The following is a 23,440-nucleotide window of genomic DNA, read 5'->3' as shown; positions in this document are numbered from 1 at the left end:
TGGCTAGAGCACCAGAATGCCGGAATGCTTGGCCATGTGTTCAGGCTCGACATGGATGGTGATCTGGGCTTCGGGCAGGATCGCCTTCAGCGATTGCTCGATCCGGTCGCAGATCTCGTGGGCGTCGTCCACGGTGGTCTGGCCGTCCACCACCAGATGGAAGTCGATGAAGGTCACCGCCCCGGCATGACGGGTGCGCAGGTCGTGGGCCTGTATCGCGCCGGTGCCGCGATCCGTGATGATGTCGCGGATGCGTTGCAGGGTGCCGTCCTCGACCGCCTCGTCCATCAATCCGCTGAGTGAATTGGCCGTCACCTTCCAGCCCTGCCACAGGATGTTCAGCCCGACCAGCCCGGCAAGGATCGGGTCCAGAATCGTCCAGCCCGTCACCACCGCCAGAATGACCCCGGCGATCACCCCGACCGAGGACCATACATCCGTCATCAGGTGATGCCCGTCCGCCGTCAGCGCCGGCGATTTCAGCGCCCGCCCGCGAGAGATCAGCACGCTGGCCCAGACCGCATTGATCGCGCCCGCGCCGCCATTGATCAGCAGGCCCAGCACCGGCGCCTCGATCACCTGCGGCGCCACCAGCCCGTGCCATGCCTCGCGCATGATCAGCAGGGCGGCGATGATGATCATCACCCCCTCCAGCACGGCGCTGAAGAATTCGGCCTTGTGATGGCCGTAAGGATGGCCGCGGTCGGCGGGCTTGGCGGCCACCCGGATGGCGACCAGCGCGGCGATGGCCGTGGCCACGTTCACCGTGCTTTCCAGCGCATCCGACAACAGCGCGACCGAACCCGTCAGCCACCAGGCCAGCCCCTTCAGCCCCAGGACCAGAATCCCGATGAAGATGCTGCCGATGGCAATGCGGACGGTCGGAGACATGGGGCAGGGGTCCTTGGAGGAAGGGATCAGGGGCCGCAAGATGCAAACGCCCGGCTGAACGGGGCCGGGCGCTGCGATCTGCCGATTTGTGGGCGGGGGTCAGTCATCGTCCTTGTCGTCGTCATCGCCATCGTCGCCGAAACGGGCGTCGTCGGCATATTCGTCCTCGCCCTCGGGGACGTATTTCGACGACAGCGCGATCGAGTGATTGTCATGGACCGGGTCCATCACCACGTCCGAGGGGATCTCTCCGCGCAGCCATTCGCGGATTTCCTCGCGGATTTCCTCGGGCTCTTGTCCGGTCGCCTCGCTCAGATAGGCGACGAAGGCGCGCTGATCGCCGTCGATCTCATCAAGATCGGCATCATCGGCCTCGGGCCATTTTTCGACGATGGCCTCATAGAAGGCGGGCCAGTTTGCCTGAACGTGGTGCCACTTCATCAATAGCCTCTTCCGCCGATGCTGCCTTGCGTCCATGTCGCGACGCCAGTGATATCCTCGCCGACCCCGGCGATCGTGTTGCATCCGGCAAGCGTTGCGCATGCCAGGATAACCCAGACTGCTGCTCTCATTTTTCTGCCTCCTGCCACCAGGTCTCGGGCATGAATCCCGGCCAGTCGCCATACAGTGTTTTGCGATCAGGATAATGCAGGCGCGACGAATGGGCCAGACGCGAGTTTGCAGAGAAGCTGACCGGGATCACATAGCGCCCGGCCGTCAGCACCCGGTCCAGCGCCCGCACCGCCGCCGCGAAATCCTGATCGTCATCGGTGTTCAGCATCGCCTCGATCATCGCCTCGGCGGCGGGGCTGTTCATTCCCATCCAGTTTCTGCTGCCCGGCTGATCGACACCGTCCGCGCCCCAATAGAGCAGTTGCTCATTGCCCGGCGACAGCGACAATCCGCGTTCATACCATGTCATGTCGAACTGGAAATTATTCGTTCTTTCAATGAATTGCGCGGCGTCCAGCCGGGTGATACGGGCGGCGATACCCAGCCGTTTCAGGGCCTGATCGAAGATATCGACGATCTGCTGCGTCTCGGACGCGGTGCGCATGGCCGAGCCGGACTGGTTCAGCATGATCTCGAATGCGAAGGGGCGGCCATCGGCATCGGCCAGCCGCCCGTCCTGCACCGTCCAGCCAGCCTGCTCCAGCAGATCGAGCGCGCGGCGCAGCCCGGCGCGGTCCAGCGCCCGGTCGCTGCCCTCGGGCAGGGCATAGCCTTCCAGCGTGCCCGGCGGCAGGTCGCTGGCGAAGGGTTCCAGCAGTTCCCGCTCGCGTCCTTCAGCCGGTCCGGGCTGCATTCCCAGCTCGGAATTCGAGAAGTATGAGGTGATCCGAGGATCGGCGCCACCGTTCAATGTATTGTTTATGAACTGGAAATTGAACGCCTCGATCATCGCCTGCCGAACCCGCCAATCCGAGAACAGCGGGTTGCGGGTGTTCATCACCAGCCCGACGATTCCCGATGGCCGCTGGTTGGGAATCTCCGACTGGACCACCGCGCCACTGGTTGCGCGCGGAAAATTGAACTCGGTTTCCCATTTCAGCGGCGACAATTCGCGCCAGACGTCGATCTCACCGGCCTTGAATGCCTCGAACATGGCATTTGAATCGCCGAAATAGTCAAAGCGGATCACGTCGAAATTATGCAGCCCGCGACTGACCGCCAGATCCTTGCCCCAATATTCGGGATTGCGGCGAAAGCTGATCGAGCGGCCGGTATCCACCCGGTCGATGACATAGGGGCCAGTGCCGATCGGTACCTCCAGCCCGGACTGGGTGAAATCCTTGCCCTCCCATTGCGCCTTTTGCAGGATCGGGCGCATCCCCATCAGCATCACCAGTTCCCGGTCAAGAGTGTTGAAGGTCAGCCGGACGCTGCGCTTTGCGGTCTGCTCGATCCGCTCCACCTTGGACCATGCGCCGTGATAGCGCGGATGCCCCTGCGTCCCCAGCGTCTCGTATGACCAGATCACGTCCTCGACCGTGACCGGGCTGCCATCGGAAAACCGCGCCTCGGGGCGCAGGGTGAACTCGACCCAGCGGCGCTCGGCATCGGTCTCGACGGTTTCGGCCAGCAGACCATAAAGAGTGAACGGCTCATCCAATGAGCGATACATCAGCGACTCGGTCACCAGCCCGGGCTGAAAAAGAATCGGCCAGACCGGGTTTCCCTTCAGCACCCAGGGCTTCAGCGAGTCGAAAACCCCCGATTCCGCGAGGCGAATCGTCCCGCCCTTCGGTGCCTGCGGATTCGCGTAAGGCAGCGATTCGAAGCCTTCGGGCAGGGCAGGTTCTCCATACATAGCAATGCCATGGGCCGGCTCGGCGAGGGTTGCCAGCGGCATTGCTGCAACAGTGAAAACGACGGCAGCCACCCGGGAAAATCCCCGCCAGATCGCGCATTTGTTAGGGATTTTGAAGATTCGCATTGCCTGCTGCCTCGTTGTTCTTCATTTCGCCGCGATTTCAACAAGCTGAGTCGCCGGGCGTCAATGGCCGCCCAAAGATCAGCCTTGGACTCGGACGGTGCTTGGCGTATAAATGCCTTACTGCTCGATAGGTTTCTTGCCTGTATGAAACCTGCCTCATGACTTGCGCCCGCCTTGTGCGGGCGCTTTTTTTTGCCCATCCTCCGGCCAGTGGATCAGCCCTGAGGAGGTGTCATGTTCAAGAAATTCCTGACCGGAAAAACGGCCATCGTGACTGGATCGAATTCTGGTATCGGCCTGGGGGTGGCGCATCAGCTGGCCCGCGCGGGCGCCGATCTGGTGCTGAACAGCTTTACCGATCGTGACGAGGATCACGCGCTGGCCACCGAGCTGGCAACCGAGCACGGCGTGACGGTGCGCTATATCAAGGCCGACATGTCCAGGGGGGATGAATGCCGCTCGCTGATCGAACAGGCGGGGGCCTGCGATATTCTGGTCAACAACGCCGGTATCCAGCACGTCGCCCCGATCCCGGATTTCCCGGTCGAGAAATGGGACGCGATCATCGCGATCAACCTGTCCTCGGCCTTCCACACCACCGCCGTCGCGCTGCCCTTGATGCGCAAGGCGGGCTGGGGGCGGGTGATCAATATCGCCTCGGCGCACGGTCTGACCGCCAGCCCGTTCAAATCGGCCTATGTCGCGGCCAAGCACGGGGTGGTGGGGTTCACCAAGGTGACCGCGCTGGAAACCGCGCGCGAGCCGATCACCTGCAACGCGATCTGCCCGGGCTATGTCCTGACCCCGCTGGTCGAGGCGCAGATCCCCGACACCATGAAGGAATACGGCATGAGCCGCGACGAGGTGATCGAGAAGGTCATGCTGGAGCGGCAGCCATCCAAGGAGTTCGTCACCGTCGAGCAACTGGGCGACATGGCGGTCTTTCTGTGCAGCGACGCGGGTGCCCAGATCACCGGCACGACGCTGAGCGCGGATGGCGGATGGACGGCGCTGTAGCGGGCTGTGAGCGAACGCCGCCCGGGGCGGGCGGCGTGCCTGCGGCGCGGATATTTGAGCACCAAAGATGGGGATGAGCAAGGATGGTGGAATTGCACCAGTTGTTTGATCCCCCGGTACCTGTCCATTCGGGACACTGAGCGCTTGGCGGAAGCCGGGATCGAACCCTCGGTGGGCAGCGTCGGCGACAGCGACGACCACGCTTTGATGGAGACAATCGACGGGTTATGCAAGGCCGAGGTCATACGCCGTCGCGGATCTTGGCGCAGCTTCGAGGCCGTGGAATACGCGACCCTCGACTGGGTGGACTGGTTCAACGACCGCCGCCTGCTCGAGGCGATCGGGAATATCCAGCCAGCCGAAGCCGAGGCCAATTCCTACGCCGCTCTGGAAACTGAACCCATAGCCGCGCGACTAACCAAAAGCAGCCCCCCGGCAAACCCGGAGCAGGGCACTACCCCGTCTGAATCTACTCGCGGTTACCACAAACCTTACATCATCGCCTGGAAACTCTGCACCACCATGCGTGCCGAGGATGTGACCGATACGCTGGAACTGGCGCTCAGTGCTTCAGGCTGTGATCAGGCCCATGTGCGCCACAAGCCTCGGTTGCTCAGCGATAATGGCCCGAGCTGTATCGCCGGTGAACTGGCTGAATGGATCGAGGCGCAAGGCATGAGCCATGTGCGTGGCGCTCCATTGCATCCCAGACCCAGGGCAAGATCGAGCGCTGGCACCAGACACTCAAAAATCGTTCGTCGGGGATTTGATTCACTGGATCAAATCCTGATCCTCCTCATGCTGGAAAACTACTTCCTGCCGGGCGATCTCGAAGCCCGGATCGAGGCCTTCGTCGAACACTACAATCACCGGCGATACCATGAGAACTTGAGCAACGTGACGCCCGCCGATGCCTATTTCGGCAGGGCCGAGACCACCATCAAACAGCACGAAAGGATCAAACGAAAGACCATCGAACATCGGCGTTTGCAGCACCGCAAGCTCGCCGCTTAACATCAACCCCAGACGCGGACCGCTCTCCACGAATCTACGCCGCGACTTGTGCCAAATTTGCTGACGACGGACACGTTCGACCATGTTGCGCAGCATATGGATGGTCATGTCCACAACCTTGCGCACCTTGTGGTTCTTGCGCATCGGGAGTGAGGCGGGTCAGGCAACAGCCCCCAGTGGATCGTTTTCCAACGGACGCTCTCGAACGACCAAGGGCCTCTTTCGGAGTCCTCGTTATCGGGTCGAAACGTCCACTGGCCGTTTCTTTGCCTCAAACTGCGCCTGCCGCATGGTGATGGGCGCGGCTCACGGTGCTGTCGACCAAATGAAGCTTGTCGGGCGCGATCCCCGCATGGTTCAGCGCGTCCAGGATATCCTCCCACAGGCCCGCGAGTGTCCAGCGGCGGAACTGGCGGCAGACCGACGACCACTTGCCGAACCCTTCCGGAAGATCCCGCCACGGCGCTCGCGTTCTGGCGATCCAGAAAATGCCATCCGGAACAGGACGATGATTGGCTGGCTTGCGCCCATTCGGATGCCGAACGGCATGGATGAACCGCTCGAAAAAGGCCCACTCATCGTCAGATATCAGGTTCCGCGCCAAGATCGTTTCCCACGTAGAGACGACCTTGAATCACAGGTCGACGATCGCAGGAATCCCTTTTGTCAACACGACCTGGATCATAATTTCTTACGGCGTACTGCATTCCTGATATGAAAAGGCCGCGCGATTTGCGCAGCCTTTTCGGTTCTTCTGACGTGGAAGCCCTACCCGATGGCGGCGGCGCGGACCTCGTCGTCGATGGCGTCCAGATATTGCGCGAAGTTGTCGCCGAACATCTGCACCAGTTTGGCGGCCTGCGCGTCATAGGCCGGTCCGTCGGCCCAGGTCTGGCGCGGGTCCAGCAGACGATCCTCGACACCCGGCACCGAGACCGGAACCTCGAAGCCGAAATTCGGGTCCTTGCGGAACTGAACGTCGTTCAGGCTGCCATCCAGCGCGGCGGTCAGCAGGGCGCGGGTGGCGGCGATGGGCATCCGCTTGCCGGTGCCGAAGGCGCCGCCGGTCCAGCCGGTATTGACCAGCCAGCAGCTTGCGCCGTGCTGGGCGATCTTGTCCTGCAACAGCTTGCCATAGACCTCGGGGCGGCGCGGCATGAAGGGGGCGCCGAAGCAGGTCGAGAAGGTCGGGATCGGCTCGGTCACGCCGACCTCGGTGCCCGGCGTCTTCGAGGTGAAGCCCGACAGGAAGTGATACATCGCCTGCGCAGGCGTCAGCCGCGCGATGGGCGGCAGCACGCCGTAAGCGTCGCAGGTCAGCATGATCACGTTCTTCGGATGGCCGGCAAGGCTGGTTTCCGAGGCGTTGCTGATCGCGTCCAGCGGATAGGCGCAGCGCATGTTGTCGGTGATCGAGTTGTCCTCGAAATCCAGCTCCAGCGTGTCCTCGTTGAACACCATGTTCTCGATCACGGTGCCGAAGCGCGAGCAGGTCGCGAAGATCTCGGGCTCGGCCTTGGCCGACAGGTTGATGGTCTTGGCGTAGCAGCCACCCTCGAAGTTGAAGATGCCCTTGTCGGACCAGCCGTGTTCGTCATCGCCGATCAGCGTGCGCGAGGGATCGGCCGAAAGCGTGGTCTTGCCGGTGCCCGACAGGCCGAAAAAGATCGCCGAATCGTCGGGATTGCCGATGGCGTGGTTGGCGGAACAATGCATCGGCATGATGCCCTTGCCCGGCAGGATGTAGTTCAGCAGGGTAAAGACGGATTTCTTGTTCTCGCCCGCATAGGCCGTGTTGCCGATCAGGATCAGCTTCTTGGCGAAGTTCAGCGCGATCACGGTTTCGCTGCGGCAGCCGTGGCGTTCCGGGTCGGCCTTGAAGTCGGGGCAGTTGATGATGGTGAATTCCGGCGTGAAGCCCGCCAGTTCCTGCGCATCGGGACGGCGCAGCATATGGCGGATGAACAGCCCATGCCACGCCAGTTCGGTGACCAGCCGCACGTCAAGGCGTTCGTCCGGGTCGGCGCCGCCGAACAGGTCCTGCACGAAATAGTCGCGGCCCTTCATATGGGCCAGCATGTCGGCATGCAGGCGGTCGAAGGCCTCGGGGTCCATCGGCTTGTTGTTGTCCCACCAGATCGTGTCCTCGACCTCGGGGGTGCGGACGACGAACTTGTCCTTGGGCGAGCGGCCGGTATGGGCGCCGGTCGAGACAAGGAAGGTGCCGCCAAGGCCCAGCTTGCCTTCGCCACGGGCGACGGCTTCGGTCATCAGGGCTGGTTCAAGCAGGTTGTAATAAACCCGGCCGAGGCCCTCGATTCCCTGATCCTCCAATCGGCAGTTCGGGTTTACGCGCGTGGTCATGTGCTATTGCTCCTGACTTGAAGAGACCTGCGACAGCTTTGTGACGCAATGAACAGGGCTATAGCACGGGGTCGGCACGAGGGAAGAAGCCGGCGGCGGGCGGTTAGCGTAAACATAGAAGGTTATCGCAAACATGACGGCTCGGGTGGGCCTTCGCGACCCAAATCCGGCATTCTTGGGCCGAACAGGGGGCAGGGGTGATTCGCGGATGCAGCTTCATGCGACGACGGTGGCACTGAATGGACAGGGGTTGCTGATCCTTGGGCCGTCGGGTTCGGGCAAGTCCACATTGGCGCTGGAACTGATGGCGGTGGGGGCGCTGCTGGTCGCGGATGACCGCACCGATCTGCGGCTGGCGGATGGGCGGGTCATGGCCTCGGCCCCGCAGGCGATCCGGGGCCGGATCGAGGCACGTGGGATCGGGATCCTGCGGGCCGGGGCGCTGGACATGGCGCCCCTGCATCTTGTTGTCGATCTGGGGCAGGCGGAAGAGGATCGTTTGCCACAGTCCCGGACCCGTGACCTGCTGGGGATGCCGCTGCCCCTTGTTTTCGGACCCTTTCGCCCGCATCTTTATGCTGCATTGCGGCAGATGATGTTGTTCGGTCGTGCGGATTGATCGGACGGAATGGTGACCTGCCGGAAAGGTATGGGGCCGGGAATGGCTGAGAACACAGCGGAATTCGACCAGCAGACGTTGCCCAGGGAAGGGCAGCGGGTCGTGCTTGTGACCGGGCCGTCGGGCGCCGGACGCTCGACCGCGATCAATGTGCTGGAGGATCTGGGCTTCGAGGCCATCGACAACCTGCCGCTGTCGTTGGTGCCGCGACTGCTGGACGGCACGCCCCGCCCGGCACCGCTGGCCTTGGGGCTGGACGTGCGGAACCGGGATTTCTCGACCTCGAATGTGATCGAACTGATCGACATGCTGACCCGCAATCCCGATTTCGCCCCCGAGGTGCTGTATCTGGACGCGGCGGCCGATGTGCTGGTGCGCCGCTACAGCGAGACCCGGCGCCGGCATCCGCTGATGCCGCAGGGCTCTCCCATGGCCGGGATCATGGCCGAGATCGACATGCTGGCGCCGATCCGGGTGCGGGCCGATGTGCTGGTCGATACGTCGGAACTGTCGCCCCATGACCTGAAGACCGAACTGGGCGACTGGTTCGACCGGGCGGATCGGCGACGGCTCAGCGTGTCGCTGCATTCGTTTTCCTACAAGCGCGGGGTGCCGCGTGGGCTGGACCTGATGTTCGACTGTCGGTTTCTGGCGAATCCCCATTGGGACCCGGAACTGCGCGCGCATGACGGCCGCGACCCCGAGGTGCAGTTGTTCGTGGGCGCCGACCCCCGCTATGACGAATTTTCCAGTCGTATCCGCGATCTGATACTTTTCCTGCTTCCCGCGCATGTCGAGGAGGGGAAATCGCATCTGGCCATCGGTTTCGGGTGTACCGGAGGGCAACACCGTTCTGTCACAATGGTGGAAAAGATGGCGGTTGCGCTTGCAGATGCTGGCTGGCCGGTGTCAATAAGACATCGGGAACTTGAGCGCCGTGTCATGGCGTCGTCTTCTTCCGGTGATGTGCTGCCGCCCGATCAGGCGCGGATGCACAACGCGGAAGCAGGGTGATGACATGAAACGGCCCTTTGGACTTGGTGGAGCGCGTTGATCGGAATTGTCATCGTTGCGCATGGTGGTTTGGCGCGAGAATATCTGTCCGCTGTCGAGCATGTCGTGGGTCCCCAGAACGGGATCGCGGCCGTGATGATAGAGGATGACCACGACCGGGCCGCGAAAACGGCTGAAATCCGGGCCGCCGCAGATTCGGTGGACCGGGGTGATGGAGTCGTGGTGGTGACCGACCTGTTCGGCGGCTCGCCCTCGAACCTGTCGCTGCCGGCCTGTGCCTTCCACAACCGGACCATTCTTTACGGTGCGAACCTGCCGATGCTGGTCAAGCTGGCCAAGTCGCGGCATCTGCCGGTGCGCGATGCGGTGTCATTCGCCAAGGAAGCCGGGCGGAAATACATCAACTCGTACAACGTCCCTCTGGAAGCCGTCGCTGATTCGGGAAATCACGCCAGATGAGTTCATCCGTTACCCGCGAACTTCAGATCATCAACGTCAAGGGCCTTCACGCCCGCGCCAGCGCCAAGTTCGTCGATCTGGTCGAGAAATTCGATGCGCAGGCCGAGGTGGCGAAGGACGGGCTGTGCGTGTCGGGCGATTCGATCATGGGCCTGCTGATGCTGACCGCCCCGCGTGGCAGCCGGATCCAGGTCACGACCCGCGGTCCCGATGCGGTGCCGCTGGCCGATGCCTTGCAGGCGCTGGTCGCTGATTATTTCGGCGAAGGCATGTAGGCCGGTTGTGGCCGAGCGCAGATCCTATCATCACGGCAATCTGCGGCAGGCGCTGGTCGATGCGACTTCGGCGCTGATCCAGGAAATGGGACCGCAGGCCTTTACGCTGACCGAGGCCGCGCGTCGCGCCGGGGTCTCGCCCGCCGCGCCCTATCGCCATTTCAAGGGGCGCGAGGAACTGCTGCAAGAGGTCGCCCGGCAGGGGTTTCTGGAATTTGCCGACCGGCTGGAACGCGCCTTTGACGATGGCCGCCCGAAACCGCTGTCGGCCTTCCTGCGGATGGGGCAGGCCTATCTGGATTTCGCGCGCGAACGGCCGGGGTTCTATATGGCAATGTTCGAATCCGGCATCTCGATTGCCGGCAATGCAGAGCTTTCCCATGCCTCGAACCGGGCGCAGGGCGTGCTGCTGGGCGCGGCGGGGATTCTGGCCGAACGTCTGCCACCCGACCAGCGCCCGCCGGCGCGGATGGTCGCCAACCACATCTGGGCGCTGAGCCACGGCGTGGTCGAGCTGTTTTCGCGCGGGCGACCGGGCGGGCGCAGCTCGATCGAGCCATCCGAGATGCTGGAAAGCGCCGCAATCATCTATCTGCGCGGGCTTGGGATGATCCCCGACTGAAAAATGCGCAGGGGGTCTTGACGGGCGGGCCGCTTCTGCACATCTATGTAAATGTGATTAACATTAACATGGAGGTTCCTGATGCACAGTGCATCGCAACATCTGCCGGGATGCCACATGACCGGAATCACCGGCCCGGTCGGTCGCGCCCGCGACTGGCTGGATGAGCGCGGGCGGCCCGCATGGATCGTGACGATGGTCCTTGGGTTCGTGCTGTTCTGGCCGGTGGGTCTCGCCGTCCTTGCCTATATGATCTGGAGTAAACGCATGTTCGGATGCAGCAGCAAACGCAGCAGCGCGCGCTATTACGCCGCGCCCACCGGAAACTCGGCTTTCGACGCCTATCGCAGCGAGACGCTGAAACGGCTGGAGGATGAGCACCGCGATTTCGTGGGTTTCCTGCAAAAACTGCGCGAGGCCAAGGACAAGGCGGAATTCGACCAGTTCATGCAGCAACGCGACGACAAGGCCGAGGCGTGATGAATGAAGGAAAGGGCCGGGATGACCGGCCCTTCGCCTATTCGCTGCGGGGGAAGCGCTGGTTGTCCTCCAGCACGTTCAGATCCATGTGGTTGCGCATGTAGCGTTCGGACGCGCGTTGCAGGGGCTGATGGTCCCAGGGGTAATAGGCCCCGTTGCGCAGCGCCTCATAGACGATCCAGCGCCGTGCCTGCGACTGGCGCACCTCGGCGTCATAGGCGTCCAGATCCCAGCGCCGCTGCGCCTGCGTCCGCATATGGTCAAGCGTCACCGAATGGTCGGGATCGCACGCCAGATTGCGCCGCTCGGCCGGATCGGTGTCCAGATCGAACAGCATTTCGGGATCGGCATTGCAGGCCACATATTTCCAGCGCCCGTCGCGCAGCGCAACCAGCGGGGTGATGCTGCCCTCGGCCGCGTATTCTATCGGCACCGGGCCGCGATCCGCCCCACGTGCCAGCGACACGCCGTCGGTCCAGGGGGCGATCTCGTCCATCGGCAACCCGGCCAGATCGCACAGCGTCGGCAACACGTCGATGGTGCTGACCGGCTGATCGACGCGCCCCGGTTCCATCCCCGGCGCCCTGATCATCAGCGGCACACGGGCCGAGCCTTCGAAAAAGCTCATCTTGAACCAAAGCCCGCGCTCGCCCAGCATCTCGCCATGATCGGACAAGAACAGGATGATCGGGTCCTGCCCGGTGGCGTCCAGCACATCCAGAATTTCGCCGATCTTGTCGTCGATATAGCTGATATTGGCGAAATAGCCCTGCCGCGCCCGGCGGATATGGTCGGGCGTGATGTCGAATTCGCGCCAGTCACAGGCATCCATCAGCCGCTGCGAATGCGGGTCCTGATCGGCATAGGCGACAGGCTCGGGCGGCTCCAGCTGCGGGATGCCTTCATACAGATCCCAGTATTTGCGCCGGGCCACGAAGGGATCATGCGGATGGGTGAAGCTGACCGTCAGGCACCACGGCCGCCGATCGCGGCTGCGCGCCAGATCATAGAGCTTGTGGCAGGCGTGATAGCCGACCTCGTCGTCATATTCCAACTGGTTGGTGATCTCGGCCACGCCCGCGCCGGTGACGGAACCCAGATTGTGATACCACCAGTCGATCCGCTCTCCCGGTTTGCGGTAATCCGGGGTCCAGCCGAAATCGGCGGGATAGATATCGGTCGTCAGCCGCTCCTCGAACCCGTGCAACTGGTCGGGGCCGACGAAATGCATCTTGCCCGACAGCGTGGTCTGATAACCCGCCCGGCGCAGGTGATGGGCATAGGTCGGGATGTCGGACGCAAATTCAGCCGCATTGTCGTAAACTCGGGTGCGGCGCGGCAATTGCCCTGACATGAAGCTGGCCCGCCCCGGCGCGCAAAGCGGGCTGCCGGTATAGGTATTGGCAAAACGCGTCGAGCGTTCGGTCAGCCGCCGCAGATTCGGCACATGCAGAAAATCGGCGGGACCGTCGGGGAACAGCACCCCCGACAGTTGATCCGCCATCAGGATCAGAATATCCGGTTTTGTCACTTCTCTACCGCTGCCAGTACTGCCTCGGCGCCGGGTTCTCCGTCCAGCGTGCTGACGCCATCCAGCCAGCCCTGAACGCGGTCCGGATTTTCGGCTATCCATTCTTTGGCGGCGTCCTGAGGGTCCATTCCGTCATCCAGAATCCTGCCCATCAGCACGTTTTCCATCGGCACGTCAAAGATCAACTGGCTGAACAGTTTGGCGGCATTGGGGCAGGCCTCGACCCATTCCTCGCGCGCCAGCGTGTGAACGGTCGCGCCGCCGAAATCCGGTCCGAACTGCGCGTCGCCGCCCGACAGATAGGTGATCTCGATCGCCTCGTTCATCGGATGCGGTGCCCATGCCAGAAACACCACCGGGCTGCTGCCGCTGCGCGAGACCTGCGCCAGCATCGCCTGTTCGCCGCTTTCGACCAGTTCCCAGTCGCCCAGCCCGAACTCGTCGGCTTCGATCATCGCCTGAATCGACTGGTTCGCGGGGGCGCCGGGCTCGATCCCATAGATCTTGCCGTCAAAGGCGTCCCGCTGCGCGTCCAGATCGGCGAAATCGGCGACGCCCGCATCGGCCCCGGCCTTGTTCACCGCAAGGGTGAATTTCGCGCCTTCGAGGTTCTGCACCAGTTCGACGATGCTGCCATGCGCGTCCAGATCGTCGCGGAAGCTTTGCTGCGCGGGCAGCCAATTGCCCAGAAACACATCGGTCTGGCCATTCTTCAGCGCCTCATAGCCGACCGGCACCGACAGCGTCGGAATGTCGGGCGTATAGCCAAGCGCCGTCAGCAGCACCGCCGCCACGCCATTGGTCGCGGTGATATCGGTCCAGCCGGGATCCGAGAACCGCACCGTGCCGCAGCTTGAGGCATCATCGGCAAGCGCGGGCAGGGCCAGCGCCGACAGCAGCAGCGCGGCGCCTGTGGATGTGAGGATCTTCATCGTTACCTCCTGCAGGGTTCTTGATTGTTCCGTCAGTCAAACCCGGTTTGCCGCAGAATGCACGTCTGAAAACGACCAACCAGGGGCGATCAGCGCGTCGGAACCGGCGTGTCGCCGCGATAATCGTAGAAACCGCGCCCGGTTTTGCGGCCCAGCCACCCGGCCTCGACATATTTCGTCAGCAGCGGGCAAGGGCGGTATTTGGTGTCGGCCAGCCCGTCATGCAGCACGTTCATGATGGCAAGGCAGGTGTCCAGCCCGATGAAGTCGGCCAGCTCCAGCGGGCCCATCGGATGGTTGGCGCCCAGCTTCATCGATTCGTCGATGGATTTGACGTTCCCGACGCCTTCATAGAGGGTATAGACCGCCTCGTTGATCATCGGCATCAGGATGCGGTTGACGATGAAGGCGGGGAAATCCTCGGCGCTGGCGGCGGTCTTGCCCAGCTTTTCGACCACCTTGTGCAGGGTGCTGTAGGTTTCCTGATCGGTGGCGATGCCGCGGATCAACTCGACCAGTTGCATCACCGGGACCGGGTTCATGAAGTGGAAGCCCATGAATTTTTCCGGCCGGTCGGTGCGGCTGGCCAGCCGCGTGATCGAGATCGACGAGGTGTTCGAGGTCAGGATCGTATTCGGTTTCAGATGCGGGACCAGATCCTCGAAGATCGCCTGCTTGACGGTCTCGCGTTCGGTTGCGGCTTCGATCACCAGATCGGTCTGGCCCAGATCGGCCAGTTTCAGCGTGGTGCGGATACGACCCAGCGCGGCCTTCTTTTCGTCGGCGCTGATCCTGTCGCGGCTGACCTGACGTTCCAGATTGCGGTCGATCAGTGCCAGCGCCTTGTCCAGCGCTTCCTGGCTGATGTCGCTCATCAGCACGTCATAGCCTGCCAGGGCAAAAACATGGGCGATGCCGTTGCCCATCTGACCTGCGCCGATCACGCCCACCGTCTGAACCGTCATGCTTGCCCCCAATATTCGTTGTGGCGACGATAGGGCGGGCGGGCATGGGCTGCAACGCAAAACCGCCCCCGGCTGGGGGCGGCTGGCGGGGAAGGGGCGCTGCCCCCGTCGCGCGGTCGCGCGACTCCCCCGGGATATTTATGACACCAAAGATTGGGGTCAGAGTTTTTCGGTGAGTTCCGGGACGGTTGTGAAGAGGTCACCGACGAGGCCGTAATCGGCGATCTGGAAGATGGGGGCTTCCTCGTCCTTGTTGATGGCGACGATCACCTTGCTGTCCTTCATGCCGGCGAGGTGCTGGATGGCGCCAGAGATGCCCACCGCCACGTAAAGCTCGGGAGCGACCACCTTGCCGGTCTGGCCGACCTGCCAGTCGTTCGGGGCGTAACCGCTGTCCACCGCCGCGCGGGAGGCGCCGACCGCGGCACCCAGCTTGTCGGCCAAAGCCTCGATGATCGCGAACTGTTCCTTGGAACCTACACCGCGACCGCCCGAGACCACCCGGCCCGCCGAGGTCAGTTCGGGGCGGTCCGAGGCCGCGACCTCGTCGCCCACCCATTTCGACAGGGCGGGGTCATCGGCCAGTGCGGCATCCGAGACCGGGGCGTTGCCGCCATCGGGGGCCGCGTCGAAGCTGGCCACGCGGATGGTCAGCACCTTCTTGGCATCGCGCGATTTCACCACCTGGATGGCGTTGCCGGCATAGACCGGGCGCTCGAACGTCTCGGCATCGACGATTTTCGAGGCGTCCGAGATGATCATCGCATCCAGCAGCGCCGCCACACGCGGCATGACGTTTTTCGCATCGGTCGTGGCGGGGGCGACGATGTGGTCGTAATCGCCCGCAAGGCTGACCAGCAGCGCGGCTGTGGGTTCGGCCAGACGGTGGCCATAGCGCGCATCCTCGGCCACCAGCACCTTCGCGACGCCCTCGATCGTCGCGGCCTCGGTGGCGGCATCGCGCGCCGAGGCCCCGGCGCAGAGCACCGTCACCTCGCCAAGCGCCGTCACCGCAGCTACCGTCTTCGCCGTGGCGTCGCGGTTCAGCACGCCATTCGTGACTTCTCCAAGCAGCAGAACAGCCATCAGATCACCCCCGCTTCTTTCAGTTTGCCGACCAGTTCATCCACCGAGCCGACCTTGATGCCGGCCTTGCGGCCCTCGGGCTCGCGGGTGGAGACGATCTCCAGACGCGGGCTTACATCGACGCCGTAATCGGCGGCGGTCTTTTCATCGAGCGGCTTCTTCTTCGCCTTCATGATGTTGGGCAGGCTGGCATAGCGCGGCTCGTTCAGGCGCAGATCGGCGGTGACGATGGCGGGCAGTTTCACCTCGATGGTCTGCAACCCGCCATCGACCTCGCGGGTGACTTTCGCCGCCTCGCCCTCGATCTCGATCTTGCTGGCAAAGGCCGCCTGGCTCCAGCCCAGCAGCGCCGAGAGCATCTGGCCGGTGGCGTTCATGTCGTTGTCGATCGCCTGCTTGCCGGCGATCACGAGGCCCGGGGCTTCGGCTTCCACGACCTTGGCGAGGATCTTGGCCACCGCCAGCGGCTCGATATCCTGATGTACGTCATCGGCAGCCACGACCAGAATCGCCCGGTCCGCGCCCATCGCCAGCGCCGTGCGCAGCGTCTCGGCCGCCTGTTTGACACCGATGGAAACCGCGATCACCTCTTCCGCGACGCCCTTTTCCTTCAGCCGGATCGCCTCTTCCACCGCGATCTCGTCAAACGGGTTCATCGACATCTTGACGTTCGCAAGATCGACACCGGACCCATCAGCCTTGACCCGAGCCTTAACGTTGTAGTCGATCACTCGCTTGACCGGCACGAGAACCTTCATCGGCTTCTCTCCCTTGATTACAACTTCGTCGGGGGCAGTGTTAGCCGCAGGTTGCTGGCTTGCACAGGTCGAAAACGGCATTCGACGCTGCGTTTGCGAATGCGGGCGCTAACGGCTGGCCCCGGGGACCCACAGGACGTCCTGCGTCCCGTTTTCATTGGCTTGCCGGGCGGCCACGAAAAGCCAGTCCGACAGCCGGTTCAGATAGCGGATGGCGGCGGGATTCGCATCCCCGCCGGCCGCCAGTTCGGTCGCGCGACGCTCGGCCCGGCGGGCGACGGTGCGCGACAGATGCAGATAGGCCGAGAGCGCCGAGCCCCCGGGCAGGATGAAGCTGCGCAGCGGTTGCAGATCGGCGTTCATCGCGTCGATTTCGGATTCCAGCCGGGTGACCTGCGCGTCGATGATGCGCAGCACTGGATAGCCCGCCTGATCGTCCGCCGCCATGTTCGGGCGCGACAGATCGGCGCCCAGATCGAACAGGTCGTTCTGGATCACCGCCAGCCATTCGGCCAGATCGCCTGTGGCATGAAGGCGGCACAGACCCAGCGTCGCGTTCAGCTCGTCCACGGTGCCATAGGCCTCGACCCGCGGGTCGTGCTTGGCGACGCGGCTGCCATCCGACAGCGCGGTATCGCCCTTGTCGCCGGTGCGGGTATAGATCTTGTTCAGGACAACCATTGCTAACCCTTCAGCCAGACAAGCAGCAGGATCAGCGCCACGGCGACGGCCTGCATGATAATCCGCCACCGCATCAGCCGGTTGCCGTTGCGGCGGTTGAATTCTCCGCCACGGGCAAAGCCGCCGATGCCGGTTGCAAGGATCACCAGCACCGCCAGCATCGCCAGCGCGATAATGACGAAGAGCGGGCTGTCCAGCATGCAAGGCCACCTTTCACGGTCGCGAAATCGCGATTCGCCAGACCCTAGCTGCGTCGGGCGAACCAGTCCAGTGCGCGTGTGGACATCAGCCTGCGGGCGATTCCGGCGATTCGGGTCGGCGTGGTGACGTAATAGCGCGGGGCAGGGCGGGTGGCGGTCAGTGCCGTCACGATCCGGTCGCTGACGGCGCCGGGCGGCAGTTCGAACCGGTCCTTGCCCGATGGTTCATACAGCCGTTTCAGCAGGCTGGCGCGGTATTCGTCGGCGCGCGGGCTGGCCTGCCAGTTCACCCAGCGCTCGAAATGCGGGATGGCGTTTTCGCGGATGCGGCTGGCGATCGGGCCGGGCTCGATCAGGATGACGTGAACGCCCGTGCCCTGCATTTCCAGCCGCAGCACATCGGTCAGTCCTTCAAGGGCGAATTTCGTCGCCACATAGGGGCCGCGCCACGGGATGCCGACCAGTCCCAGAACCGAGCTGATATTGACGATCCGCCCGCCACGCTTGCGGAAATGCGGGATCAGCCGCGTGGTCAGGTCATGGGTGCCGAACAGGTTGGCCTCGAAGATCGAGCGTAACGCGCCGCGCGGAATATCCTCGACCGCGCCGGGCAGGGCAAAGGCGGCGTTGTTGACCAGCGCGTCCAGCGGGCCATCGGCCAGAACCTGCGCGGCCAGTGCCGCCACGCTGTCGGGATCGGCCAGTTCCAGATGAAGGCAGTCGATGCCCTCGGCCTGTCGGGCGGCGATGTCCTGCGCCTTGCGGCAGGTGGCGATGACCTGCCAGCCCTCGTCGCGCAACCGGCGTGCGGCGTCCAGCCCGATGCCGGACGAGCAGCCGGTGATCAGAACCCGACCGGCCAAATCAGTTCGCCGCCCGCAGGAACTGCCCCGAGACATAGCCGCTTTGACCGCCCGGCGTGCGGATATTGACCCAGTCGCCACCTGTCGGACCCAGCGCCTCGACCTGGGTGCCGCCGTCCAGCGCGGTCAGCACCGCATCGCTGGTCGAGGGACCGGCCCGCATGTTCACCCGGTTGCCGGTGATGACCATGAACGGACCCTGCGCGCCCTCAGGCAGGGCGGCGGCTGCGGGCGGAGGCGTGCGCCCGGCATATTCGGGCGATGGTTCCAGCGGCGGGCCGGGGAAACGCTGGATCTGTTCGGGCGTTTGCGACGTGACCTGCACCAGATCGGCGGGTGGCGTGCCATCGGCGCCGGTGCCCGCGCCTTCGCCAAGGGCCTCGGACAGGGTTGCCTCATCCGGGACGGGCGGGGTTTCGGTGACGGGCGCGGGGGTCTTGGCCACCGGACGCGCGACCGGATCGCCAAAGGCGTTCAGCAGCAGCACGAAGCCTGCCAATGTCAGCACGATCAACAGAAACAGTCGAATCATGGCCTGAAAATGTCCCCCTCGTTCACACGCGTTCTGGTCTAGCGCAGCCAGCCGGTCAACGCCACGATCGGCAAAGCTGTTCCGCTGGTGGAATTTCCGTCTGGACCGGCGACGCCTGCGGGCCTATCCAATGCGGCATGTCAGAAGATACGCCCATCGACCCCGAACAGAACACCCAGTCCGAACCGCTGAGCCGCGCCATCGGTGAACGGTATCTGACCTATGCGCTGTCCACGATCATGCACCGCGCGTTGCCCGATGCCCGCGACGGGCTGAAGCCGGTGCATCGCCGCATCCTCTATGCGATGCGCGAGCTGCGGCTGGTGCCGAACGGGGCCTTCCGCAAATCGGCCAAGATCACCGGCGACGTGATGGGCAACTATCACCCGCATGGCGATGCCGCGATCTATGACGCGATGGCGCGGCTGGCGCAGGATTTCGCCATGCGCTATCCGCTGGTGAACGGGCAGGGCAATTTCGGCAATATCGACGGCGATAACCCGGCTGCCGCGCGTTATACCGAGGCGCGGCTGGCGCAGACCTCGGAATCGCTGATGGACGGACTGGCCGAGGATGCGGTCGATTTCCGCCCGAACTATGACGGCACGCTGACCGAACCCATCGTCCTGCCCTCGGCCTTCCCGAACCTGCTGGCCAATGGCGCGTCGGGCATCGCGGTGGGGATGGCGACCAATGTGCCGCCCCATAACCTGCACGAGGTGATCGACGCCTGCCTGCATCTGATCAAGATGCCCGAGGCCCGCGACGACACCTTGGCCAATATCATTCAGGGTCCGGATTTCCCGACCGGCGGCGTCATCGTCGAAAGCCGCGAAACGATTGCCGAGATCTATCGCACCGGGCGGGGGGCCTTCCGGGTCCGCGCGAAATGGGAACAAGAGGATCTGGGCCGCGGCCAGTGGCAGACCGTCATCACTGAAATTCCCTATCAGGTGCAGAAATCCAAGCTGATCGAGCGTCTGGCCGAACTGATCCAGACCCGCCGCATTCCGATCCTTGCCGATGTGCGCGACGAATCCGCCGAGGATGTCCGCATCGTGCTGGAGCCCAGGACCCGCAGCGTCGATCCCGAGCAGCTGATGGCGGCGCTGTTCAGGGTCAGCGATCTGGAAATCCGGTTCAGCATGAACATGAACGTGCTGATCGACGGTCGCGTGCCCAAGGTGTGCAGCCTCAAAGAGGTGCTGCGCGCCTTTCTGGATCACCGCCGCGAGGTTTTGCTGCGCCGCGCGAATTTCCGGCTGGAAAAGATCGCCGCCCGGCTGGAGGTGCTGGAAGGCTATCTGATCGCCTATCTGAACCTTGACCGCGTGATCGAGATCATCCGCAACGAGGATGAGCCGAAAAAGGTGATGATGGCCGAATTCGGCCTGAACGATGTGCAGGTCGAGGCGATCCTGAACATGCGCCTGCGCGCCCTGCGCAAGCTTGAGGAAATCGAACTTCGCGCCGAACGCGACAGCCTGCTGGAGGAACGCGACGCCTTGCAGGCGATGCTGGGCGACGAAGCCGCGCAATGGGCCCGCGTCACCGAGCAACTGAAAGAGGTGCGCAACCTCTTTGGCAAATCCACGCCCGAAGGCCTGCGCCGCACCCTGATCACCGAGGCCGCCGATGTGGCCCCCATCGACCTGGAATCGATGATCGAGCGAGAGCCGCTGACCGTGATCCTGTCCAAGATGGGCTGGATCCGCGCGATGAAGGGCCATCAGCCGCTGGACGCAGAGCTGAAATTCAAGGATGGCGACGGCCCCGGACTGGCGCTGCATGCGGAAACCACCGACAAGCTGATGGTCTTTGCCAGCAATGGCCGCTTCTATACCCTGCCCGCCAACAACCTGCCCGGCGGTCGCGGTATGGGCGAACCCCTGCGGCTGATGATCGATCTGCCGAACGAGGCCGAGGTGATCGCGGTCTTCCCCTGGCGCGAGGGCGAGAAATATCTGCTCGCCTCGAAGGCCGGCGACGGGTTCGTCGTGGCGGCGGGCGATATTCTGGCGCAGACGAAATCCGGCAAGCAGGTGCTGAACGGCGATGCGCTGCTGTGCCGCGCGGTCAGCGGCGATCACGTCGCGGTGGTGGGCGAGAACCGCAAGCTGCTGGTCTTCCCGCTGACCGAGCTGCCCGAAATGTCGCGCGGCAAGGGCGTCCGCTTGCAGAAGTTCAAGGATGGCGGGCTGTCCGACGCGATATGTCTGACGCTGGCTGATGGGCTCAGCTGGCCGATGGGTGGCGGCAAGACCCGGACCGAGCCGGATCTGAGCGAATGGCTGGGCAAGCGCGCCAGCGCCGGCCGCATGGCCCCGCGCGGCTTCCCCCGCGACAACCGCTTTGCCTGAATCAGCAGGGGCGCCGCAGAACGGCGCCCCTGCAAGACCTGACTGGCCCGGCCCGGATCAGCTGTTGTAAAGCCGCTTGGCCCCGGCTTCGTCATGGATCTGATTTGCCTGCGCCCGGTCGATCTTCAACGCACGGGCCAGCGCATCCAGATAACGCGCCTCGTCCTCGTGATCCAGATCGATGGCCATCAGCGACATCAGATAAACCTGCGCCTCCAGCCCTTCGGGAACCTCGCGGGCCAGCGCCTCGGCATCGACCGGGGCGGCCATCTGTTCGCGGATGAACTGGCGTTCGTCCTCGTCCAGATCGCCCAACTCGCCCAGCAGGCGCTGCTTTTCGGCATCGTCGATCTTGCCATCCGATTTGGCGGCCTGAATCATCGCCTTCAGCATCAGCCCGGCAACGGCGTTCTGTTCGGGCGTGGGTGCCACCTCGGGCTCGGCATCATGGGACACGGCGTCGTTGAACAGTTCTCCGAAGGTGGCGTCATTGCTGGGCTGGGCGCCCTTTTGCGCCAGCCCGCCAGCCGCCGCACCCCCTGCCGCGCCGCCAAGCAATCCGCCCAGCAGATCGCCAAACCCGCCGGACGAGCCGCTGCCGCCGCGCGTCTGCTGCGTCAGCCGGTCCAGCATGCCGCCCAGCCCGCCCTGCGCGCCGGGCGAATTCGGCCCGCCATAAGACGTGGCGCCGCCACTGTTGCGGCTGCCGCCCAGAATCTGTCCCAGACCTCCGCCTTCCCGGCCCAGATTGTTGCCGAACAACTCGCCCAGCAACCCGCCCTGCCGGGACTGACCCGAATCGCCCGGCTGGCCGCTGCCCGATCGGGTTGTCTGCTGCTGGCGGTGCTGCATGGCGGCCCCAAGGCCCTTGGCCAGGACAACGCCGGCGGCGACGCGCCCCAAAGTCTTCACAAGGCTCATCTTTTCATCCTCTTGCTGTCGCTGCCGATCCGGCAGGACGTTCCGCGACAGAAACGTGGGACGCCGCGTCGTGGTTCCCGTGCCAGCGTAACCGTTTCCCTGCCCGAGCGCCCTTGATTTTTCCCCTGCCGCCTTATACATCGCGGCGCACGTCAAAATCGGGGCCGTCAGCCATGCCCCGCGATCAGGAGGCCCTCATGGCAAAGGCAAAGTTTGAACGGACGAAACCGCACGTCAATATCGGGACGATTGGTCACGTTGACCACGGCAAGACGACGCTGACGGCTGCGATCACGAAGTATTTCGGCGATTTCAAGGCGTATGACCAGATCGACGGTGCGCCCGAGGAAAAAGCCCGCGGGATCACCATCTCGACGGCGCATGTGGAATACGAGACCGACGCGCGCCACTATGCCCATGTGGACTGCCCGGGCCACGCCGACTATGTGAAGAACATGATCACCGGCGCGGCGCAGATGGACGGCGCCATTCTGGTGGTGAACGCCGCCGACGGCCCGATGCCGCAAACGCGCGAACACATCCTGCTGGGCCGTCAGGTCGGCATCCCCTTCATGGTGGTTTACCTGAACAAGGTCGATCAGGTGGATGACGAGGAACTGCTGGAACTGGTCGAGATGGAAGTGCGCGAGCTGCTGTCCAGCTATGACTATCCGGGCGACGACATTCCGATCATCAAGGGCTCGGCGCTGGCGGCGCTGGAAGGCCGTGATCCGGAAATCGGCGAGAACTCGATCCGTGCGCTGCTGGCGGCGGTCGACGAATACATCCCGACGCCCGAGCGCGCCGTGGACCTGCCGTTCCTGATGCCGATCGAGGACGTGTTCTCGATCTCGGGCCGCGGCACCGTGGTGACCGGCCGTGTCGAGCGTGGCGCGGTGAACGTGGGCGACGAGCTTGAAATCGTCGGCATCCGCGACACCCGCAAGACCACCTGCACCGGCGTCGAGATGTTCCGCAAGCTGCTGGATCGCGGCGAGGCTGGCGACAATATCGGCGCGCTGCTGCGCGGCATCGACCGTGACGGCGTCGAGCGTGGTCAGGTTCTGTGCAAGCCGGGTTCGGTGAAGCCGCACACGAAGTTCGAGGCCGAGGCCTATATCCTGACCAAGGAAGAAGGCGGCCGCCACACGCCGTTCTTCGCGAACTATCGCCCGCAGTTCTACTTCCGCACGACGGACGTGACCGGGACGGTGAACCTGCCGGAAGGCACCGAGATGGTGATGCCGGGCGACAACCTGAAGTTCGAGGTCGAGCTGATCGCGCCGATCGCGATGGAAGAGAAGCTTCGCTTCGCCATCCGCGAAGGCGGCCGCACGGTTGGCGCCGGCGTGGTGTCGAAGATCATCGAGTGATCGCAACATCATTCGCTTAAGACAGGGGCCGCCCGAAAGGGCGGCC

Annotated in this window: 23 protein-coding genes and 3 pseudogenes; 11 read left to right on the top strand and 15 right to left on the bottom strand. The window is 63.8% G+C overall.

Annotation, left to right across the window (positions count from 1 at the left end; genetic code table 11):
* Positions 1 to 3: 3 nt before the first annotated feature.
* The 3 genes from JHW40_RS16485 to JHW40_RS16475 form a co-directional block, all read right to left on the bottom strand.
* Entirely contained in the window at positions 4 to 891 is an 888-nt protein-coding gene (locus JHW40_RS16485) for a cation diffusion facilitator family transporter (protein ID WP_090610934.1), read from the bottom strand.
* Between the two features lie 99 nt (positions 892 to 990).
* Positions 991 to 1,332 carry a hypothetical protein gene (locus JHW40_RS16480; RefSeq protein ID WP_090610933.1) on the bottom strand — a complete coding sequence of 114 codons (342 nt, stop codon included), beginning with the start codon at positions 1,330 to 1,332 and terminating at the stop codon, positions 991 to 993.
* Between the two features lie 127 nt (positions 1,333 to 1,459).
* Positions 1,460 to 3,328 carry an extracellular solute-binding protein gene (locus JHW40_RS16475; protein ID WP_090610932.1) on the bottom strand — a complete coding sequence of 623 codons (1,869 nt, stop codon included), beginning with the start codon at positions 3,326 to 3,328 and terminating at the stop codon, positions 1,460 to 1,462.
* A 234-nt stretch (positions 3,329 to 3,562) separates the two neighbouring features.
* Here JHW40_RS16475 and JHW40_RS16470 point away from each other — a divergent pair, with 234 nt between their 5' ends.
* The 3 genes and pseudogenes from JHW40_RS16470 to JHW40_RS16460 form a co-directional block, all read left to right on the top strand.
* The gene (locus JHW40_RS16470) at positions 3,563 to 4,345 is read left to right on the top strand and encodes a 3-hydroxybutyrate dehydrogenase (protein WP_090610931.1); all 783 of its coding nucleotides are present in this window, start codon (positions 3,563 to 3,565) and stop codon (positions 4,343 to 4,345) included.
* A 114-nt stretch (positions 4,346 to 4,459) separates the two neighbouring features.
* Positions 4,460 to 4,756 (top strand): annotated as a pseudogene (locus JHW40_RS16465) (integrase core domain-containing protein); the annotation flags it as partial.
* 81 nt (positions 4,757 to 4,837) lie between these two features.
* Positions 4,838 to 5,359 (top strand): annotated as a pseudogene (locus JHW40_RS16460) (IS3 family transposase); the annotation flags it as partial.
* A gap of 72 nt (positions 5,360 to 5,431) precedes the next feature.
* Here JHW40_RS16460 and JHW40_RS16455 read toward each other — a convergent pair.
* Positions 5,432 to 5,966, bottom strand: a pseudogene (locus JHW40_RS16455) (transposase); the annotation flags it as partial.
* A 161-nt stretch (positions 5,967 to 6,127) separates the two neighbouring features.
* Positions 6,128 to 7,723, bottom strand: a complete 1,596-nt coding sequence (locus tag JHW40_RS16450) for a phosphoenolpyruvate carboxykinase (RefSeq protein ID WP_090610930.1) — start codon at positions 7,721 to 7,723, stop codon at positions 6,128 to 6,130.
* A 208-nt stretch (positions 7,724 to 7,931) separates the two neighbouring features.
* Between JHW40_RS16450 and JHW40_RS16445 the strand changes: the two genes are divergently transcribed.
* The 6 genes from JHW40_RS16445 to JHW40_RS16420 all read left to right on the top strand — a co-directional run bounded on the left by JHW40_RS16445 (position 7,932) and on the right by JHW40_RS16420 (position 11,192).
* Positions 7,932 to 8,342 (top strand): HPr kinase/phosphorylase, encoded by a 411-nt coding sequence (locus JHW40_RS16445; RefSeq protein ID WP_090610929.1) that lies wholly within the window; start codon positions 7,932 to 7,934, stop codon positions 8,340 to 8,342.
* 42 nt (positions 8,343 to 8,384) lie between these two features.
* Positions 8,385 to 9,356, top strand: coding sequence for an RNase adapter RapZ (gene rapZ, locus JHW40_RS16440; RefSeq protein WP_090610928.1), 972 nt, complete (start codon positions 8,385 to 8,387; stop codon positions 9,354 to 9,356).
* 36 nt (positions 9,357 to 9,392) lie between these two features.
* Entirely contained in the window at positions 9,393 to 9,815 is a 423-nt protein-coding gene (locus JHW40_RS16435; protein WP_090610927.1) for a PTS sugar transporter subunit IIA, read from the top strand.
* Entirely contained in the window at positions 9,812 to 10,090 is a 279-nt protein-coding gene (locus tag JHW40_RS16430) for an HPr family phosphocarrier protein (RefSeq protein ID WP_090610926.1), read from the top strand. Before JHW40_RS16435 ends, JHW40_RS16430 begins: the two co-directional genes overlap by 4 nt.
* Before the next feature lie 7 nt (positions 10,091 to 10,097).
* Positions 10,098 to 10,712: a TetR/AcrR family transcriptional regulator gene (locus tag JHW40_RS16425; protein WP_244519127.1), complete on the top strand. Its 615-nt coding sequence runs from the start codon at positions 10,098 to 10,100 to the stop codon at positions 10,710 to 10,712.
* A gap of 117 nt (positions 10,713 to 10,829) precedes the next feature.
* Positions 10,830 to 11,192: a DUF2852 domain-containing protein gene (locus tag JHW40_RS16420; RefSeq protein WP_244519126.1), complete on the top strand. Its 363-nt coding sequence runs from the start codon at positions 10,830 to 10,832 to the stop codon at positions 11,190 to 11,192.
* Positions 11,193 to 11,229: 37 nt separating this feature from the next.
* On the opposite strand, the gene betC is transcribed toward JHW40_RS16420, so the two are convergent.
* From betC to JHW40_RS16375, 9 genes are all read right to left on the bottom strand, one after another.
* A complete protein-coding gene (gene betC / locus JHW40_RS16415; RefSeq protein ID WP_090610923.1) occupies positions 11,230 to 12,723 on the bottom strand; it encodes a choline-sulfatase in 1,494 nt (497 codons plus the stop codon).
* Positions 12,720 to 13,655 carry a choline ABC transporter substrate-binding protein gene (choX, locus tag JHW40_RS16410; RefSeq protein WP_090610922.1) on the bottom strand — a complete coding sequence of 312 codons (936 nt, stop codon included), beginning with the start codon at positions 13,653 to 13,655 and terminating at the stop codon, positions 12,720 to 12,722. The genes betC and choX overlap by 4 nt, the downstream gene beginning before the upstream one ends.
* A gap of 89 nt (positions 13,656 to 13,744) precedes the next feature.
* Positions 13,745 to 14,620: a 3-hydroxybutyryl-CoA dehydrogenase gene (locus JHW40_RS16405; protein ID WP_090610921.1), complete on the bottom strand. Its 876-nt coding sequence runs from the start codon at positions 14,618 to 14,620 to the stop codon at positions 13,745 to 13,747.
* A gap of 159 nt (positions 14,621 to 14,779) precedes the next feature.
* Positions 14,780 to 15,706, bottom strand: coding sequence for an electron transfer flavoprotein subunit alpha/FixB family protein (locus JHW40_RS16400; protein ID WP_090610920.1), 927 nt, complete (start codon positions 15,704 to 15,706; stop codon positions 14,780 to 14,782).
* Positions 15,706 to 16,464 carry an electron transfer flavoprotein subunit beta/FixA family protein gene (locus JHW40_RS16395; protein ID WP_272849007.1) on the bottom strand — a complete coding sequence of 253 codons (759 nt, stop codon included), beginning with the start codon at positions 16,462 to 16,464 and terminating at the stop codon, positions 15,706 to 15,708. Before JHW40_RS16395 ends, JHW40_RS16400 begins: the two co-directional genes overlap by 1 nt.
* Positions 16,465 to 16,572: 108 nt before the next feature.
* Positions 16,573 to 17,145, bottom strand: a complete 573-nt coding sequence (locus tag JHW40_RS16390; protein ID WP_090617915.1) for a cob(I)yrinic acid a,c-diamide adenosyltransferase — start codon at positions 17,143 to 17,145, stop codon at positions 16,573 to 16,575.
* Between the two features lie 2 nt (positions 17,146 to 17,147).
* Positions 17,148 to 17,345 carry a twin transmembrane helix small protein gene (locus JHW40_RS16385; protein WP_090617913.1) on the bottom strand — a complete coding sequence of 66 codons (198 nt, stop codon included), beginning with the start codon at positions 17,343 to 17,345 and terminating at the stop codon, positions 17,148 to 17,150.
* A gap of 44 nt (positions 17,346 to 17,389) precedes the next feature.
* The gene (locus tag JHW40_RS16380) at positions 17,390 to 18,244 is read right to left on the bottom strand and encodes an SDR family NAD(P)-dependent oxidoreductase (protein ID WP_090617911.1); all 855 of its coding nucleotides are present in this window, start codon (positions 18,242 to 18,244) and stop codon (positions 17,390 to 17,392) included.
* Positions 18,210 to 18,740 carry an SH3 domain-containing protein gene (locus JHW40_RS16375; protein ID WP_090617910.1) on the bottom strand — a complete coding sequence of 177 codons (531 nt, stop codon included), beginning with the start codon at positions 18,738 to 18,740 and terminating at the stop codon, positions 18,210 to 18,212. Before JHW40_RS16375 ends, JHW40_RS16380 begins: the two co-directional genes overlap by 35 nt.
* Before the next feature lie 137 nt (positions 18,741 to 18,877).
* Between JHW40_RS16375 and parC the strand changes: the two genes are divergently transcribed.
* Positions 18,878 to 21,100 carry a DNA topoisomerase IV subunit A gene (gene parC, locus JHW40_RS16370; RefSeq protein WP_090617909.1) on the top strand — a complete coding sequence of 741 codons (2,223 nt, stop codon included), beginning with the start codon at positions 18,878 to 18,880 and terminating at the stop codon, positions 21,098 to 21,100.
* 57 nt (positions 21,101 to 21,157) lie between these two features.
* Here parC and JHW40_RS16365 read toward each other — a convergent pair whose 3' ends face one another.
* Positions 21,158 to 22,021, bottom strand: coding sequence for a tellurite resistance TerB family protein (locus JHW40_RS16365; RefSeq protein ID WP_090617907.1), 864 nt, complete (start codon positions 22,019 to 22,021; stop codon positions 21,158 to 21,160).
* A gap of 197 nt (positions 22,022 to 22,218) precedes the next feature.
* Here JHW40_RS16365 and tuf point away from each other — a divergent pair, with 197 nt between their 5' ends.
* Positions 22,219 to 23,394 carry an elongation factor Tu gene (gene tuf, locus JHW40_RS16360; protein WP_090616862.1) on the top strand — a complete coding sequence of 392 codons (1,176 nt, stop codon included), beginning with the start codon at positions 22,219 to 22,221 and terminating at the stop codon, positions 23,392 to 23,394.
* Positions 23,395 to 23,440 lie beyond the last annotated feature (46 nt).

The organism is Paracoccus alcaliphilus, assembly GCF_028553725.1.
Lineage (GTDB): Bacteria > Pseudomonadota > Alphaproteobacteria > Rhodobacterales > Rhodobacteraceae > Paracoccus > Paracoccus alcaliphilus.
This window is presented reverse-complemented; position numbering and strand designations above follow the sequence as displayed.

What these genes read in the sequence shown, in the direction of transcription:
- JHW40_RS16485 (WP_090610934.1), bottom strand. Translation starts at nt 891, where the DNA reads ATGTCTCCGACCGTCCGCATTGCCATCGGCAGCATCTTCATCGGGATT.
- JHW40_RS16480 (WP_090610933.1), bottom strand. Translation starts at nt 1,332, where the DNA reads ATGAAGTGGCACCACGTTCAGGCAAACTGGCCCGCCTTCTATGAGGCC.
- JHW40_RS16475 (WP_090610932.1), bottom strand. Translation starts at nt 3,328, where the DNA reads ATGCGAATCTTCAAAATCCCTAACAAATGCGCGATCTGGCGGGGATTT.
- JHW40_RS16470 (WP_090610931.1), top strand. Translation starts at nt 3,563, where the DNA reads ATGTTCAAGAAATTCCTGACCGGAAAAACGGCCATCGTGACTGGATCG.
- JHW40_RS16450 (WP_090610930.1), bottom strand. Translation starts at nt 7,723, where the DNA reads ATGACCACGCGCGTAAACCCGAACTGCCGATTGGAGGATCAGGGAATC.
- JHW40_RS16445 (WP_090610929.1), top strand. Translation starts at nt 7,932, where the DNA reads ATGCAGCTTCATGCGACGACGGTGGCACTGAATGGACAGGGGTTGCTG.
- rapZ (WP_090610928.1), top strand. Translation starts at nt 8,385, where the DNA reads ATGGCTGAGAACACAGCGGAATTCGACCAGCAGACGTTGCCCAGGGAA.
- JHW40_RS16430 (WP_090610926.1), top strand. Translation starts at nt 9,812, where the DNA reads ATGAGTTCATCCGTTACCCGCGAACTTCAGATCATCAACGTCAAGGGC.
- JHW40_RS16420 (WP_244519126.1), top strand. Translation starts at nt 10,830, where the DNA reads ATGACCGGAATCACCGGCCCGGTCGGTCGCGCCCGCGACTGGCTGGAT.
- choX (WP_090610922.1), bottom strand. Translation starts at nt 13,655, where the DNA reads ATGAAGATCCTCACATCCACAGGCGCCGCGCTGCTGCTGTCGGCGCTG.
- JHW40_RS16405 (WP_090610921.1), bottom strand. Translation starts at nt 14,620, where the DNA reads ATGACGGTTCAGACGGTGGGCGTGATCGGCGCAGGTCAGATGGGCAAC.
- JHW40_RS16400 (WP_090610920.1), bottom strand. Translation starts at nt 15,706, where the DNA reads ATGGCTGTTCTGCTGCTTGGAGAAGTCACGAATGGCGTGCTGAACCGC.
- JHW40_RS16395 (WP_272849007.1), bottom strand. Translation starts at nt 16,464, where the DNA reads ATGAAGGTTCTCGTGCCGGTCAAGCGAGTGATCGACTACAACGTTAAG.
- JHW40_RS16390 (WP_090617915.1), bottom strand. Translation starts at nt 17,145, where the DNA reads ATGGTTGTCCTGAACAAGATCTATACCCGCACCGGCGACAAGGGCGAT.
- JHW40_RS16385 (WP_090617913.1), bottom strand. Translation starts at nt 17,345, where the DNA reads ATGCTGGACAGCCCGCTCTTCGTCATTATCGCGCTGGCGATGCTGGCG.
- JHW40_RS16380 (WP_090617911.1), bottom strand. Translation starts at nt 18,244, where the DNA reads ATGTCTCGGGGCAGTTCCTGCGGGCGGCGAACTGATTTGGCCGGTCGG.
- JHW40_RS16375 (WP_090617910.1), bottom strand. Translation starts at nt 18,740, where the DNA reads ATGATTCGACTGTTTCTGTTGATCGTGCTGACATTGGCAGGCTTCGTG.
- parC (WP_090617909.1), top strand. Translation starts at nt 18,878, where the DNA reads ATGTCAGAAGATACGCCCATCGACCCCGAACAGAACACCCAGTCCGAA.
- JHW40_RS16365 (WP_090617907.1), bottom strand. Translation starts at nt 22,021, where the DNA reads ATGAGCCTTGTGAAGACTTTGGGGCGCGTCGCCGCCGGCGTTGTCCTG.
- tuf (WP_090616862.1), top strand. Translation starts at nt 22,219, where the DNA reads ATGGCAAAGGCAAAGTTTGAACGGACGAAACCGCACGTCAATATCGGG.